The 15,051-nt window shown below is 69.3% G+C and carries 8 protein-coding genes; 2 read left to right on the top strand and 6 right to left on the bottom strand.

The annotated features are described in order from the left end of the window. Positions 1 to 3 precede the first annotated feature (3 nt). From ABH935_RS38510 to ABH935_RS38500, 3 genes are read right to left on the bottom strand one after another with little or no spacing between them, the layout of a single operon-like run. Complete coding sequence (locus ABH935_RS38510) at positions 4 to 1,218, bottom strand: enolase C-terminal domain-like protein (protein WP_370382918.1); 1,215 nt, start codon at positions 1,216 to 1,218, stop codon at positions 4 to 6. 41 nt (positions 1,219 to 1,259) lie between these two features. After that, positions 1,260 to 4,127 carry a hypothetical protein gene (locus ABH935_RS38505; RefSeq protein WP_370382917.1) on the bottom strand — a complete coding sequence of 956 codons (2,868 nt, stop codon included), beginning with the start codon at positions 4,125 to 4,127 and terminating at the stop codon, positions 1,260 to 1,262. A gap of 29 nt (positions 4,128 to 4,156) precedes the next feature. Beyond that, positions 4,157 to 5,959, bottom strand: a complete 1,803-nt coding sequence (locus ABH935_RS38500; RefSeq protein WP_370382916.1) for a glycoside hydrolase family 36 protein — start codon at positions 5,957 to 5,959, stop codon at positions 4,157 to 4,159. Positions 5,960 to 6,050: 91 nt separating this feature from the next. On the opposite strand from ABH935_RS38500, the gene ABH935_RS38495 reads away from it, so the two are divergent. Further along, positions 6,051 to 6,902 carry an SMP-30/gluconolactonase/LRE family protein gene (locus ABH935_RS38495; protein WP_370382915.1) on the top strand — a complete coding sequence of 284 codons (852 nt, stop codon included), beginning with the start codon at positions 6,051 to 6,053 and terminating at the stop codon, positions 6,900 to 6,902. A gap of 40 nt (positions 6,903 to 6,942) precedes the next feature. Here ABH935_RS38495 and ABH935_RS38490 read toward each other — a convergent pair whose 3' ends face one another. The 3 genes from ABH935_RS38490 to ABH935_RS38480 all read right to left on the bottom strand — a co-directional run bounded on the left by ABH935_RS38490 (position 6,943) and on the right by ABH935_RS38480 (position 12,355). Beyond that, positions 6,943 to 7,959, bottom strand: a complete 1,017-nt coding sequence (locus tag ABH935_RS38490) for a LacI family DNA-binding transcriptional regulator (protein ID WP_370382914.1) — start codon at positions 7,957 to 7,959, stop codon at positions 6,943 to 6,945. 67 nt (positions 7,960 to 8,026) lie between these two features. After that, complete coding sequence (locus ABH935_RS38485) at positions 8,027 to 11,077, bottom strand: glycoside hydrolase family 2 TIM barrel-domain containing protein (RefSeq protein WP_370382913.1); 3,051 nt, start codon at positions 11,075 to 11,077, stop codon at positions 8,027 to 8,029. A gap of 249 nt (positions 11,078 to 11,326) precedes the next feature. Beyond that, positions 11,327 to 12,355 carry a LacI family DNA-binding transcriptional regulator gene (locus tag ABH935_RS38480; protein WP_370382912.1) on the bottom strand — a complete coding sequence of 343 codons (1,029 nt, stop codon included), beginning with the start codon at positions 12,353 to 12,355 and terminating at the stop codon, positions 11,327 to 11,329. A 195-nt stretch (positions 12,356 to 12,550) separates the two neighbouring features. Here ABH935_RS38480 and ABH935_RS38475 point away from each other — a divergent pair, with 195 nt between their 5' ends. Beyond that, positions 12,551 to 14,764 (top strand): hypothetical protein, encoded by a 2,214-nt coding sequence (locus tag ABH935_RS38475; RefSeq protein WP_370382911.1) that lies wholly within the window; start codon positions 12,551 to 12,553, stop codon positions 14,762 to 14,764. Positions 14,765 to 15,051: the final 287 nt, after the last annotated feature.

The following is a 15,051-nucleotide window of genomic DNA, read 5'->3' as shown; positions in this document are numbered from 1 at the left end:
GAACTACGGGCGTTGCAGAGCACCGTCGCCCCGGCGCGGAGGGCGCCAGGCGTGACCGGGCTCGGCCTTCGCGGCCGGCGGGTACTTCGCGGCCAGGGCTTCGTCGAGGTCGACGCCGAGCCCCGGCGCGTCCGACGGCCACAGGTGGCCGTCCCGGATCTCCGGGCAGCCCGGGAACACTTCCCGGTGCTGGTCGGCGAACAGGTGCTGCTCCTGGATCCCGAAGTTCGGGCTGGCCAGGTCCAGGGCGAGGTTGGCGGCGTGGCCGACTGGCGAGACGTCGCCGGGGCCGTGCCACGCGGTGCGGACGCCGAAGCTCTCGGCGAGGTTCGCCAGCCGCCAGGCCGGGGTCAGGCCGCCGATCGCCGATATGTGGACCCTGATGAAGTCGCACAGGCGCTCGGTGATCACCGGCCGGTACTCGGCGGGGTTGACGAACAGCTCGCCGATCGCGATCGGCGTCGCGCTCTGGTTCCGGATGGCGCGGAGCCAGTCGAGGTCTTCCGGGGCGACCGGATCCTCCAGATAGAACAGGTCGTACGGCTCCAGATCCTTGGCCAGCCGCACGGCCTCGGTGGGGTGCACGCGCTCGTGCACGTCGTGGATCAGCTCCACTTCCGATCCCACTTCGCTGCGCAGGTGCTCGAACAGACCGCGCACCGTCCGCAGATACGCGCGGGGATCCCACGCGTCGGCGACGAGCGGACGCCGGTTGCCCTCACCTCCGGCGCCGCTCGCCGCCTTCGGTGCGCCGTAGGTGCCGCCGCCAGGGACGGCGACCTGACAGCGCACGTGTGTGTAGCCGGCTTCGATCCATTCCTGGACCTCCTCGGCGACCGCCTTGGCGTCCACCCCGGCGGCGTGGGTGTAGAGCGGGACCGCGGTGCGGCAGCGGCCTCCGAGCAGCTGCCACACCGGGAGCCCGGCGGCCTTGCCCTTGATGTCCCACAAAGCCATGTCGACGCCCGACAGAGCGTTGTTCAGGACAGGGCCGGAGCGCCAGTACCCCGAGACGTGCAGGGTGCTGACGATGTCCGTGATGTCGGCCGGATCGCGGCCGATCAGCTGCGGTGCCAGGTACTCGTCGACCGCGGTCGCGACCGCCTTGGCGCGCTGCGTGAAGGTCGCGCACCCGAGCCCGTACAGGCCCGGCTGGTTGGTGTCGATTCGGACGATGACCAGCGTGGTTCCGGTCGGCGCGGTGAGGATGGTCCGCACATCTGTGATCTTGACGCCGGATGGCTCCGACCAAGGGGGGTTCACTGTCCGATCCCCCAACGGGTGTCGATCCGGCCGCCGGTGAACTGCGCGCCGGTGCCCCAGAACGGGGCGAAGTTGTAGCAGCCCGAGGCGGTTCCCTCGTTCTTCGCCGTCCAGTACGTGGCGCCGTGGCTGTTCTTGCCGCGGTCGTTGACCTGGACCGCCATGGTGGCCTCGTGGACCTGGCCGGCTGGCAGGGCCTGGATCGCCGCGTACAGATCAGGGAGCTGATTCCAGTTGATCGCCAGCTCGTACGTCGTCAGCTTGGTGGTGTCGTCGCGGGTGACGACTACCCGGCCGTCGGCGCCGGTGGTGGCGTGCGCGTCCAGCTGGCCCAGCGGCGTCGGGAGCACCGCGTTGGTCGGATAGAACGTCTGGTAGTTCGTGCCCGGCGCCAGCTGGCGGTGCAGCTCGCCGGGGCCGAAGGGCAGCGTGGCGACGAACAGGTGCGAGGCCGAGATCAGGCACTTGTCGTAGTGCGGGTCGCCGGCCAGCAGGTCGTCGGGGTTGGCGGCGACATTGAAGCCGATCTGGATGCTGTCGGCGGCGAACGGGAACAGATACTGCCCCTGCGCCGAGGCCCACACCAGGTTCGAGGACTGCGTGTCGTCCTCGATGACCGCGCGCACGTACAGGCTCGTGCTGTCCCACGCGGTCTGGTAGGTGTACGTCTTGGTGTCGCTGACGCCGGCGAGCAGCACGGTGCTGGACATCGTGACCGGCACGACGCCGTTCCACTGGCTCGCGCTGCCGCCCACGGTGATCGTGCGGTTCGGCACGTAGGCGAGCTGGACCGTCTGCGAGCCCTTCAGATGGAAGCCGTCCCGTCCCGGGATCGTCACGTCGTACCCGATCGGGTACTGGTTGGTCGGATCGACCTGCGACGTCAGCGCCGGCCACGACACGATCTGACACTCACCCGGCGCCAGCAGCACCGGCCGGGTCGCGGTCGGCGTGGTCCAGCCGGCCGGCGGCGTGATCGTGACATTGGCGTGCAGAGGAGCCGGGGACACGTTCTCCACGCGCAGGTCTATGGTGCTGCCGTCGCCGATGGGCTTCACGAACGACAGCGGTGTGACCTTCACCGGCTCGTCGTAGGTGAACACGGCGCCTTCGGTCAGCAGCATCTTGAGATCGTTCGGCCGCAGGTCCGTGTCGAAGTACAGGACCTCCCACGGGTTCAGCGGCAACGTGACGGTCGACTTGCTGCCGTCGGCCAGCTGCGTGCCGAGGTAGTCGTAGACGCGCACGTGCCGGGCGTTGTTCAGGGTCAGCGTCCCGGTGTAGCCGACGTTCTGGTGCTCCATCGTGCCGTCGTAGAGCTGGTCGGCGTAGACGGCGGCGCGGCCCTTGCCGTCGGCGTGCTTGAACAGGAAGCCCCACGTCGACTTCGCGGTCGGGTAGAGCTCTTCGAGCAGCTGGCAGTCCTCCAGGACGCGGGTCATCGTGGAGTAGGCGACGATCGGCGCGCTCGGGCTCTTGGTCTTGTTGTCGTACATGTTGAACTCGGCGCCCGAGTACGTCGCGTCGTAGCACAGCGAGAACCAGAACACCTTGACCGGCGAGTTCTCCTCGGCCCCGGCCAGCATGTGCAGCAGGTAGTTCGGCGTCAGGGTGCGGGCCACGCCGTACTGCCGCATGTTCACCGGGTAGTCCGGGAACTGGAACGACGCGGCGGTGCCCAGCTCGGTCTGCCACTGGCCGGCCCGGCCCTGGGTCTGGCCGTACTTCTTGTCCAGCTTGATCTGGGTCTTGGTCATCGCGTACTGCGTCGCGTCCGGGTAGCCGTACGCGTGGTTCACCGAGCCGTCGATGTAGCCGGTCTTGTCCGAGCCGAGCGCGTAGACGATGTCCCGGTTGTAGGTGACCGAGCCGCCGCCGATCAGGTTCACGTCCGGGTAGTCCGGCTTGACCAGGTCCCAGATGAGCTTGGTCATGTCGCGGTAGTCCTGCGCCGTGCCGGTCGCCCAGGACCAGCCGTGCACCCACGGCTCGTTCCACAGCTCCCAGTTCTGCACCAGGTCCTGGAGCGGCGCGATGCTGTGGTACACCATCTCCGAGTGCGCGACCATGTCCTTCGGCCGGTTCTGGTACGGCAGTGGGATCGTGCCGTTGGGCAGCGGCTCCACGTTCCAGGACATGTTGTAGTTGATGCCGCCGATCGGCGTGATCCCGAGCGCGAGCCAGTTCTGGACCTCGGCGCGTGCGGCGTCGATCGCGGTCTGGTCCCAGAACACGCCGGGGGAGGGCGCGACGGTGTCCGGCTCGACGGCCACGATGCCGCGGGTCCACTTCACCCCCATGCGCGAGGCGATCTGCTGACTCACCGCCCACGTGCCCTCGGGCCGGATCCCGAGGCCGAACACCGAGTTCGGACGCACGCCGGTGACGGTCTGACGGATCACGCCGAGGCCGTGTGTGGCGGCTATCAGGACCGTGGCGTCGGACTTGGTGACGGTGACCGCCACCTGGTAGTGGTCCGGGCTCAGCGCGCCGAGCGGGATGGTGACCACGCCCTGCGTTCCGGCCGGGGCGCTGAACGGCGAGCTACCCGTGCCCAGCTGCGTGGTGCCGCGCCGGGTCAGGGTCCAGGCGATGGTGCCGGTCATCGCGACCTTGCTGTTGAAGGTCACGACCAGCGCCGCCGGGGCGGTGCCGCTGTTCGGGTCGGCGATGTAGAGCCCTGTGGTGTCGGTGAAGTTGACGTCCACCAACGGGATGCGGACGGCTGCGGTCGTGGCGCTGTCGGCTATCGCCGTCTCGGCACGAGCGCTTTGGCTGCCGATCATGCTTGCCGCGGCGGCGCCGGCGGTGGCCGCCGCACCGTACCCCAGCGCGCGGCGACGGCTGATCTCAGGGTTGATCATTACTCGGGCCTCCGTGGAAGGAAGGAGTTTCAGGCCTCTGCGATCGGCGTGATCACGCACAGGCCGGAAGGGGGAACCGCGATGGAGATCGGCCCGAGGGCTAGGCGTGTGTTCTCCGTGCGGACGGTGCGACCGCAGGCGTCTGACACGGTCAGGCGCACGTCGGCTTGGTGCGGAAGGTCGAACAGGTCGTGCAGGTCCAGGACGACGCGGTCGGCGTCGGTGGCGTTGACGACCGCGGCCTCGCGGAGCCCGCGCAGAGCGAGCGGGACCAGGTGCTGTGCGTTGTGCAGGACCGCCACGACGCGCTCGGCGTCGGACACGGTCACCAGGGGATAGAGCTCGTCGGGACGGCCGGCGCGCAGCCGGCCGCGGGTCAGCAAGTCGCGGCGCTCGCGCCAGAAACCGAGCCAGAAAGCGGTCATGGCACGGTGCTCCGCGGGTAGGTCGGCGAGCCGCATCGAGATCTGCGGGACGGTGTGCAGGACCGCCAGCAGCTGCCGGGCGGCCTGCTCCGGGGTGCCGGTCGCGTCCCACATCAGCATGTCGGAGTGGATCGCGGCGTCCGGTGCGAGCAGTGCCAAGTCCAGGGACTTCACGCGGTTGGCGACCGCGTCGGCCGGGCAGTCGCCGGCGCGCAGCAGGTTGGCGTAGTCGAGCATCGCAGGGCCCGTGTACGGCTGGCGGAACTCGACGAGGAAGTCGTCGCCGCGTGCGGCGCGGAGCCGGTCGTGCAGGGCGGCCAGCATGACGCGCACGGCGGTGCTGACGTCCGGGATCCAGCCCTCGGCGGCCGTGTCCGTGTACATCTCACTCGCGTACGCCGAGGCGGAGTCCAGGAAATCGATCTTCAGGCCGTCCAGGCCGTACGCCTCGACCAGCCGTGCGCAGCTGTCGACGACGAAGTCACGGACCCGGGCATGGCGCGGGTCCAGCACGTGGCACCGCCACTCGGGCCGGGCGTGCGGCGCGAACTCGGCGAGCGCTTCGCGTGCAGCGCTGTCCTGGCCGAGCAACAGCGGCGCGATCCAGGCCATGTACTTCAGGCCGGTGGCGTGGATCTCAGCGACATGCGCGGCGAAGTCCGGGAACTTCTGGGTGTCTGGCTCCCAGTCGCCGCAGCCGGAGTAGCCGCCGCCGGTGCCGCCGCGCTGCCAGCCGTCGTCCAGGATGAGGAGTCCGCACCCTGATTCGGCGGCCAGCTCGGCCTCGGCCTCGATCGCTTGCGCGGTGACGTCTTGATGGTACGAGTACCACGTCGAGTAGGTCGCGGTCCGGCCGGCGTCCGGGACGGGCAGCGTTGTCCCGGCAGACTTCGAGGACTGCCAGCGCGCCAGATCGCGCAGCGCGTCGGCGTGCGACTGCCCGGGACCGGCTATTCGGATCCGGCAGACCTCGCCCGGCTCCAGGTCCATGGCCAGCCAGATCCCGAACCGGCCGGTGCGCTCCCCGACGCCGAACTTGACGTGCGTGGTCGCGACCAGGCGGTCGGAGGCGTAGGCGAGCAACGAGTTTCCATCGGCGTCGTAGAGACAACCCAGCGGCGCCGAGTCGAACAGGCCGACCGCGCGCCAGCCGGTCATCCAGTCCGCGGCCAGGTGGCGGTCCCAGCCGGCGGCCGGGTGCCAGTAGCCGACGGCGCCGCCGAGCGGGATGTCCAGGCGTACCAACGTTGTCCCCGGCATCCCACCGGCGAGCTCGACGACACCGCCCTCGGATTCCATGGTGACGACCGGTTCCGCCCCCGGCGTCAACCGCGTCACGACGGCACCTCGCACCTCAACGGCGCTACCGTCGTTCCACAGCCGACGCGGCTCGGGAAGGGGGGTCATCACTGTTCCTCTCAAGGGATTGGCTGGAACCATAGTCACGCCGAGACAACGTTGTCCAGCGTTTCAGCGAAGGAAAGGAAAGCGCATTCCCATGTTCAGTCCAGAGATATTCGCCCCCTGCGACGCTCAGGTGGGCGAGGGGCCGGTGGTCGAGCAGGCGGCCGGACGCCTGGTCTTCGTGGACATCCCGCAGGGTCGGCTTCTATCAGCTGACCTGCGAGAACCCGGACCGGCGACGGAGACCACGAGAATCGGGATGAGCCTCGGCGCGGTGGCTCCACGGCGCGGCGGAGGCTGGGTCGCCGCGTGTGCAAAGGGTTTCGGGATACTGAGACCGGACGGCGGCTTCACTGTCGAGCATCCAGTGCTGGCTGATCCGGCGTTGCGGATGAACGACGCCAAGTGCGACTCAGCGGGACGTTTCTGGGCGGGCAGCACGGAACTGTCCTTCGAGCCGGGCCGCGGCGCGTTGCACTGCTGGGACCCGCGGGACGGAGTCCGGACCGTCGTCGAAGGGCTGACGCTGCCGAACGGCCTGGGCTGGAACCCGGACGACACCGTCTTCTACCTGGCCGACAGCATGCGACGGGTGGTGCTGGCCGCTGAATTCGACGTACGCACCGGCGCCCTCGGGACTCTCAGGGAACTGATACGCATCGACGGCGGACTTCCGGACGGACTGTGCGTTGACGAGGACGGCTGCCTGTGGCTCGCCGTCTGGGGAGCCGCTGAAGTGCGGCGATACGATCCGCGCGGCCGGCACCTCGCCACCGTGCGGTTTCCCGTCTCGCAACCCTCTTCGTGCGCCTTCGGCGCGGACGGTGTACTTTTCGTGACTTCGGCACTTGCCGGTACCGACGCAGCTCGCGAGCCTTTGTCGGGCTCGGTTTTCGCCGTCGGGGTCGGAGTGCGCGGAGTGCCGGCAGGTATATTCGAGGTCTGATTTAATCGAGAGTGCGCGCGTCGGCTACGCCGTGCCGGTCTCAGCCGGCGCTGCGCACTACCAGCTCGGTCGGAACCACGATCGTCTTGGGCCGCGACCGGTCTCCGGCGATCCGGTCGAACAGCAGCTGAGCGCCGATGCGCCCGATCTCGCGCACGTCGTAGGAGACCACCGTCAGCGGCCACGGGACGAACGCGGCGGTCTCGAAGTCGTCGAACCCGACCAGTTCCACCTTCGCCGACCGGCCGCCCAGCGCGCTGAGCGCGCCGAGCACCAGCCGGTTGTTCAGCGCGAACACCGCGGTCGGCGGCTCGGGGCCGTCGAGCATGGCGTTCACCGCGGCTGTGGCGTCGGCGACGGTGTGCACGCCGTACTTGATGAGGTCCGGCCGGTAGGGCAGCCCGGCCTGCTCCAGCGCCTTCTCCGCCGCCGCCAGCCGCTCGGCCATGGTGGAGATGCTCAGCCAGTCCGCGACCACGCCGATCCGGGTGTGCCCGGCGGCGGCCAGGTGCTCGATCGCCGTGCGGGCGCCGGCCGCGTTGTCGATCAGCACGGTGTCCGCGCGCAGGTTGCGCGGCGGCCGGTCCAGGAACACGATCGGCGTGCCGCGCTCGATCTCCGGGCGCAGGTAGACGTGGTCGGCGTCGGCGGCCGGGACCACCAGCAGCCCGTCCACCCGGCGCTCGCACAGCTCCAGCAGCAGCTTGCGCTCGCGGTCGGCGTCCTCCTCGGAGCTGGCCGTGATCAGCAGGGTGTCGCGGTCCAGCGCGTACTGCGCCGCGGCCGCGGCTATCCCGGCGTAGAACGGGTTCGCCAGATCCTCGATGAGCAGGCCCACCGTCGCCGAACTGCTGCCGGCCCGCAGGTTGCGGGCCATGTCGTTGCGGCGGAAGCCGAGCTCGGCGACGGCGGCGTTGACCTTGACCACCAACTGGGGGTCCACGGTGGGGACGTTGTTCACCACCCGCGAGACGGTCTTCAGGCTGACGCCCGCGATCCGTGCCACGTCCGCCATCGTCGGGCGGCGTGCTTCCCCGCCCGCACTGGGCGTGCTCATGCTCAAGGCGGTCCGGTTCCTTCCGGCGACACGGCGCCGGGCCCGGTGCCTACGTTGTCTCGTGTCGCTACTGTAGCGCCTCCAGGGTAAACGTGAAGCTGGCGGGCATGGCCTCCAGGCGGTGACGCGGTTGCAGGGGATGGCCGCACGACGCGCTTCCGATGCCGTGGTGTGCGTGGTCCACCTGGACGTGCAGGCGTCCGGAGGGGACCAGCTCGTCGGGATGGCGCGCTGCTTCCAGCGCCGCGTTGCTCCACGGCCGCACGGCGAGGTCGAAGTGCGGAGCGCCGGAGAGCAGCAGGCCGGTGCCGTCCGCGCGGGTCAGCGAGGCTCTGCGGACCTGGTGCCGGTTGCCGTTCTCCTGCGGGAACAGGTAGGGCGTCTGCATGGCCGAAACAGAGCTCTGATATTGGCCGACGCGCACCGCCGACCGGCTGTCCCGGTACGCCTCGCCGGGTCCGAGTCCGTACCAGCTCACGGTGTCCAGCTCGCCGGGCAGCTGGAAGGAGACCCCGAAGCGCGGGATCGGGCACGGCCACGGCCGGTTCGGCGCGGTGTGTACGGTCAGGCTCAGCCGGCTGTCGGTCGCCGCCCAGATGTAGGTGACCTCCAGGTGGTGGTCCAGGCCGACCGGGCCGACGCGGGTCGTGACGGTGAACGCGTCGGGCTCGCACTCCACGCCGCGCACGTCGTGCACCAGCCGGTCCAACCCGGCGGCCTGCCACGCTTCCAGCAGGGGCGGCGCGGTGAAGGAGGACCAGCGCTCGTTGTCGATCGGGGCGTGCCACAGGTCCAGCGCGAAGCCCTCGATCGCCAGTCCGGCCAGGCCCAACAGCTCCCCGGAGGAGGCGTCGAAGGTCGCCGCGCCGAGCGTGACGGTGTCGCCGAGGCGTTGCGGCGTCAGGTAGTCCGCGGCCGCGTCGCCGCGGTCGATGGTCGCGCTGCCGAACGACGTGCCGCCCGGCGTGGAAGCCGCCAGCAGCGCGTCCGCGGCCAGCGCGACGGCCTGGTCCACCAACGGATCGGCGTCGCTGAACGGGGCGTCCTCCAGCTCGACCTGGCCCCAGGCGACCACGTGCCCGGCCGGCGCCCAGGCCTCGTCGGCGGCCAGCACGGCCTCGACGGTGAGCCAGCGCTCGCCGGGGCCCGCGGCGTCGGCCGCCTTCGTCAGTTCCACCGGGTGCCGGAAGCGGTACGTGGCACCCGGCGGGATCGGCGGCACCGGGAGTTCGTCCTGCGCGATGAGGTCGCCGTCGATCTCCAGCCGCCAGCTCCAGCGCAGGTATCCGGTGTCCCGGGTGTGGTGCAGGTTGCGGATCGCGTCGCCCTCGACGCGGACCGGCTCGCAGAGTTTGCCGTACTCCAGCAGGCCCGGCGAGGGCGTGCGGTCGGGGAACAGCAGGCCGTCGGCGACGAAGTTGCCGTCGTGCACCCGCTCGCCGAAGTCGCCGCCGTAGGCGTAGTGCGCGCCCTGCGCGACGCCGTGGTCGATCCACTCCCAGACGAACCCGCCGGCCAGCCGGGGATGGGACTCGAACAGGTCGCGGTACTCCAGCAGGCCGCCGGGGCCGTTGCCCATCGCGTGCGCGAACTCGCAGAGGATGAACGGCAGCGACCGCCGGTGCGCGTCCACGGTCGGGTCGATCGTCATCGGCTCCTGATACACGCCGGTCGCGGCCACGTGGTCGTAGTTCGGGTACATCCGCGAGTACAGGTCCACGTAGGAGGAGTCGCGGTCGCCCTCGTAGTGGATCAGCCGGTCCGGGTCGCGCTCCCGGATCCACGCGGCCATCGCGGCCAGGTTCTCGCCGCTGTCGCACTCGTTGCCCAGCGACCAGATCACCACGCTCGGGTGGTTCTTGTCCCGCTCGACCATCCGCTCGGCGCGGTCCAGCATCGCCTCGCGCCACTCCGGTTCGGCGACCGGGTTGCCGCGCCAGCCGGCCAGCGCGAAGCCGTGCGTCTCCAGGTCGCACTCGTCGATGACCCACAGGCCGTACTCGTCGCACAGGTCCAGGAACCGGGAGTCCGGCGGGTAGTGCGAGGTGCGGACCGCGTTGATGTTGTGCCGCTTCATCAGCAGGACGTCTTCGAGCATCGTCTCCGGGCTCAGGGTGCGGCCGGTGATCGGATGCCACTCGTGGCGGTTCACGCCGCGGAACTTCAGCGGCTTGCCGTTGGCCAGCAGGACACCGTCGGCGGTCTCGACGCGGCGGAAGCCGATCCGGACCGGGACGCGTTCGCCGGCGCTGACCAGCTCGCCGGTGTACAGCCGCGGCTGCTCGTCGCTCCACGGCTCGACGTGCGCGATGACGAACGGGCCGGCCGGGTCGGCGTCGGCGATGCCGAGGTCGGGGACGGTCAGCCGGGCCGTCCCGGTGATGGTGTGGACGTCGACGCGCAGCGTGCCCGCGCCGGTCGCCGGGTCGAAGTCGGCGTGGACGAAGAAGTCTGATATCCCGTCGCGCGGCCGCTCCAGGATCGCCGCCGACCGGAAGATGCCGGACAGCCACCACATGTCCTGGTCTTCCAGGTAGGTGCCGGCCGACCACTGGTGCACCCGGACCGCGATCACGTTGCGCCGTCCCGGATCCAGCACCGCCGAGACGTCGAACTCGGTAGGCAGCCGCGAGCCCTTGCCGTCGCCGAGCAGCGTGCCGTTCAGCCAGACCGCGAAGCAGGAGTCGACGCCCTCGAAGCGCAGCCGCGCGCCGTCGGCGGGGAAGTCGGCGGGCACGTCGAAGGCGTACCGGTACTCACCGGTCGGGTTCTCGCGCGGGACGTGCGGCGGGTTCAGCGGGATCGGGTAGGTGACGTTCGTGTACGCCGGGGCGCCGTGGCGCGGCTCGCCCGGCACGCCGTCCAGCTGCCAGCACGACGGGACGGCGATCAGGTCCCAGCCGGCGTCGTCGAAGTCCGGGGCGTGGAAGCCGTCGGTGGTGTCGTGCAACCCGGCGGCCAGCCGGAACCGCCACCGGCCGTCCAGCCCCAGCACCGCGGCGTCGGAGGCGAACGCCGCGCGCGGCGCCAGCCGGCCGCTGCCGGGGGAGCGGTCTTCGACGTAGGCGAAGCGCTTTTTGAGGGGCGAGTGCTGGTTGAGCGAGGTCTGAGGGGTCATCGAGTCGGCCACATCCTTTTGATCGATCAGGGTTCTCAGAGGGCGGATTGTGATGATTTGCGGCATACGGAACCGCCGGCTGACTACGAAACGAGCGAAACGGTCTAGTAACAAGCATGGCTAGACAGGCGGCCCGCGCATCCTGGTTGGCTGTAAGGGCCACCTGGCGACGCCAGGCGCCGCTCATAGGCACTGCGGCTTCGCCGCCAATGGGTACAGCCGCGCCGCGAATTGTCACAATCCGCCCTCTCAGATGACAGTGCGAGGCGGTGCGGTGGACGCGCGTACCATCAGGCGGCCGGCCATGACCGTCTCGGTGTTCTGCGCGTTCTTGCCGTCGAGCAGGTCCAGCAGGATCTGGGCGGCGCGTCGTCCCAGGTCCACGCTCTGCAGCGCGACGCTGGTCAGCGGGGTCTCGCCGAGTACAGCGGCGGAGGTGTCGTCGAACCCTGCGATCGAGACGTCGCCGGGCACGCTCTTGCCGTTCTCCCGCATCCAGCGCAGGACGCCCAGGGCCATCGCGTCGTTGAACGCGAAGACCGCGGTCGGTGGGGCGGGGAGGGCCATCAGGCGCTGCGCGGCGGCGTGCCCGGATGCGAAGGTGAAATCGCCGTGGACTTCCAGGCCGGGCGGGGGTTCCAGGCGCGCGTCGGTGAAGGCGCGATGGACGCCGCGCATCCGGGCCGCCATGGCCAGCCGGCTCTCCGGCGGTCCGTTGACCACGCCGATCCGGCGGTGGCCCAGCGCCAGCAGGTGCTGCGCGACCGCGTAGGCGCCGCCCTCGTCGTCGGGGTGCACCATGGCGAGGTCGTCCTCGGTGTAGCCGATCACCACGACCGGGTAGCCGAGCTCCACCAGGCGCGGCAGCGCGGCCGTGCCGCCGCCGCCCTCGACGATCAGGCCGTCGACCAGCCGGCGCCGGTCGAAGCGGCGGTAGGCGGAGGCGGGGTCCTTGGCGGTCTCGCGCGTGGACAGCAGCATGCCGTAGCCGCGGGCCGCCAGCTCCTGCTCCGCGCCGGTCATCATGCGGATCAGGTGGTCGTTGGCGAAGGCGAAGCCGGGGTCGTGCGGGATCACCAGGCCGACCACCTCGGTGCGGCCGCGGGCCATGGCGCGGCCGCCGGCGCTGGGCCGGTAGCCGAGCGCGGACATCGAGGTGACGACGCGCTCGCGCACCGCGTCGGTGACGGTCGGGTCGCCGTTCACCACGCGGGAGACCGTCTGATGCGAGACGCCCGCGTGTTCCGCGACGCTGCGCATGGTCGGCTGTCCAGGCATCCCTCCTCCTCCCCGGGATGGACGTGCAGTCATGGCTGAGCTACTGGCGATCCTTGCTGAATGAACGGTCACTTTACAAGTGTCGGGGATCGTCGACGATGCCTGGATCCGACGCCGCCTCTGGATCCGGCACGGTTGCATGGGGCGTTGGAAACAGACTGTTGACAGTAGGGCCGCTCGAACCTACCTTCGTCAGTGCCCTCAAGTGAACGCTCACTTTACAGTCGTTCTAGGGAGCTCGGCATGGAGGATTCGAAGGGAATGACGCGTCGGCGGCTCATTGTGAGCAGCGCTGGTGCGGTGATCGCGGGCGGGGCCGCAGCGGCTCTGCTCGGTGAGACAGCTACAGCTCAGGCGGCGACGGCGACGGCCACGGCCACGACTCAGGGCGCGACGGCCGCCGCCACGTTCCCGACGCTGAACGTCACCACTTCGTGGGTGGGGAACACGTACGCCGGCGCCACACAGTGGATGCAGGACTTCCTTTTCAACATCGCTGTCGCGGCCGACGGCACCGTCTACACGAACTCCTTCTGGGACGAGGGCGGCGACGAGGCCGGGATCTACAAGGATGGCAAGGTCGTCGGCAACAGCCACAGCGCGAACGGCGACGCGGTTGCGGTGAACAGCAAGAACGCGTTCCTGACGGTCGGCAACGGGCTGACCGCGTTCTCGCTGGCCGGTGTCGCGAGCACGGTGACGTTCGCCGTCGGCAGCCCGCCGGCCGCGGCCGCCGCGACCGACACGCAGGTGGTCGCCACCGACCGGGTGCAGAACCGGGTCATCGTGTTCGACGCCGCGACCGGTGCGATCGTGCGGACGTGGGCGGTGAACATGCCCGGCGCCGTCGCGATCGACCCGAAGAGCGGCGACGTCTGGGTGGTTTCCGGGGTCACCCGGGACACCAACGACGGCCACTTCTGGCACGTGGGCGCGAACGGCCCGGCGACGGTGCTCGGTTTCACGAACACCGGCAGCGCGCTGCCCGGCACGATCTCCGGGCCGGCGTCCGACTGGCTGCCGACGTCGCTGGCGATCGACGTCAACGGCAATCTGCTGGTCGGCGACAACGGGCCGCTGCGGCAGGTGCACACGTACACCGGGCTCCTCTCGCCGAAGCCGACGTTGGCTAAGAGCCTGGGCCGGCCGGGTGGGATCGGTAGCGGGACGCCGGGGGTGCCGGACACGAACAAGTTCTGGGGGATCTCCGGGGTTGGTGGGGATGCGGCCGGCAATGTGTACGTCGGTATGAACGAGTTCGGGACTTGGCTGCGCAAGTACGATCCGAGCGGGAGCTTGGTGTGGCAGCTGGTCGGGCAGGAGTTTGTGACGTCAGGGGACTTCGATCCGGCGTCGAACGCGTTGGACATCTACAGTCCGCATGCGCACTACCGGATGGACTACAGCAAGGCTCCGGGAAGTGACTCGACGTGGATGGGGTACACGCTGGACTCGGTGAAGTATCCGCAGGATCCGCGGTTGTTCATGATCGGGCATCAGCATCACATTACTTCGGCGTTCGTGCGGCGGTTTAACGGCGCCGTGTATATGTACACGACTGGTATGTACAGCGGTGAGTTGGTGGTTCATCGGATGCAGGGTGAGATTGCGGTCCCGTCTGCTGCGATTTTCAAGGCGCACTTCACTGATGCCCCGAACTGGCCGCCTTTTCAGCCTGCTGTGGGTGAGTGGATCTGGCGGGACGCGAATGGTGATGGGGCGTTCACTGCGGATGAGTACACGACGAACAACGGGCTCAGTGCGCCGAGTAACTGCTGGGTGTGGTTCGTCGACGACAAGGGGGATGTGTGGGAGGGCGGGGACCGTAACTTGCGGCGGTATCCGCTGCAGGGGTTCGACAGTCACGGCAATCCGATCTACGACTACGCGCATATGGTGACGACGGCGCTACCGGCGCCGTTCAAGCCGGTGCGGCGGTTGTACTACGACGTGGGGATGGACGTGATGTATGTGTCCGGGTACACGGCGGCGCAGCCGTTTGAGAACGCGCACTGGAAGGAGTGCGGCAAGGTCCTGGCGCGGTACGACAAGTGGAGCACGCTGGACCCGGCGACGGCGACGCCTACGTGGCAGGTTCTGTTGCCGTGGGATGAGACGGTGCAGCCGGTGGCTACGACGCCGGTGAGTTGGCAGCCGGCGGGGGAGTACATCTTCGTGTGTGGGATCGCTACGCGCGGGTTGGTGTGGGTGCTGAGGGCGTCGGATGGGTCGGCGGTCGGGATGTGGGAGCCGGGCGCGATTGTGGGGGCGCCTTCGGCGTATGGGCCGACGGGGTGGGTGGATATTCCGTATGGGTTGAATGCTGCGGTGGGGGTGGATGGGGTGTATCACGTGACGGTTGAGGATGATTTGAAGAACAAGGTTTTGGTTTATAGCTGGAGGCCGTGAGGGGTGTGCGGTGAGTTAGTGGGTGGGTGAGTGAGTGAGTTGGTTAGTTGGTTGGTTGGTTAGTTAGTTAGTTAGGGCCCCGGCTTCTTCGAGCGCTTGATGGGGAGTGCTGCGGGGAGGTCGGGTTCTGCCTGTTTGTGGGTTTGCAGAAGATTTTTACGGCTTCGCGCATGGTTTGATGGCCTCGCGGGGGGACGCAGTTCGGTTGAGTAGTCCTGGCACGGCGTTGCCGCGCCGTCGTGGCGGCGCGAAAATGACCGGTGTGGGTGCTGTCCGTGTCGAGGCCG

It is taken from the genome of Catenulispora sp. GAS73, assembly GCF_041262085.1.
In the GTDB taxonomy this organism is placed as follows: Bacteria; Actinomycetota; Actinomycetes; order Streptomycetales; family Catenulisporaceae; genus Catenulispora.
This window is presented reverse-complemented; position numbering and strand designations above follow the sequence as displayed.

Excerpts from the sequence above, each read along its gene's own strand:
- ABH935_RS38505 (WP_370382917.1), bottom strand. The coding sequence starts at position 4,127 with ATGATCAACCCTGAGATCAGCCGTCGCCGCGCGCTGGGGTACGGTGCG.
- ABH935_RS38500 (WP_370382916.1), bottom strand. The coding sequence starts at position 5,959 with ATGACCCCCCTTCCCGAGCCGCGTCGGCTGTGGAACGACGGTAGCGCC.
- ABH935_RS38495 (WP_370382915.1), top strand. The coding sequence starts at position 6,051 with ATGTTCAGTCCAGAGATATTCGCCCCCTGCGACGCTCAGGTGGGCGAG.
- ABH935_RS38490 (WP_370382914.1), bottom strand. The coding sequence starts at position 7,959 with ATGAGCACGCCCAGTGCGGGCGGGGAAGCACGCCGCCCGACGATGGCG.
- ABH935_RS38485 (WP_370382913.1), bottom strand. The coding sequence starts at position 11,077 with ATGACCCCTCAGACCTCGCTCAACCAGCACTCGCCCCTCAAAAAGCGC.
- ABH935_RS38480 (WP_370382912.1), bottom strand. The coding sequence starts at position 12,355 with ATGCCTGGACAGCCGACCATGCGCAGCGTCGCGGAACACGCGGGCGTC.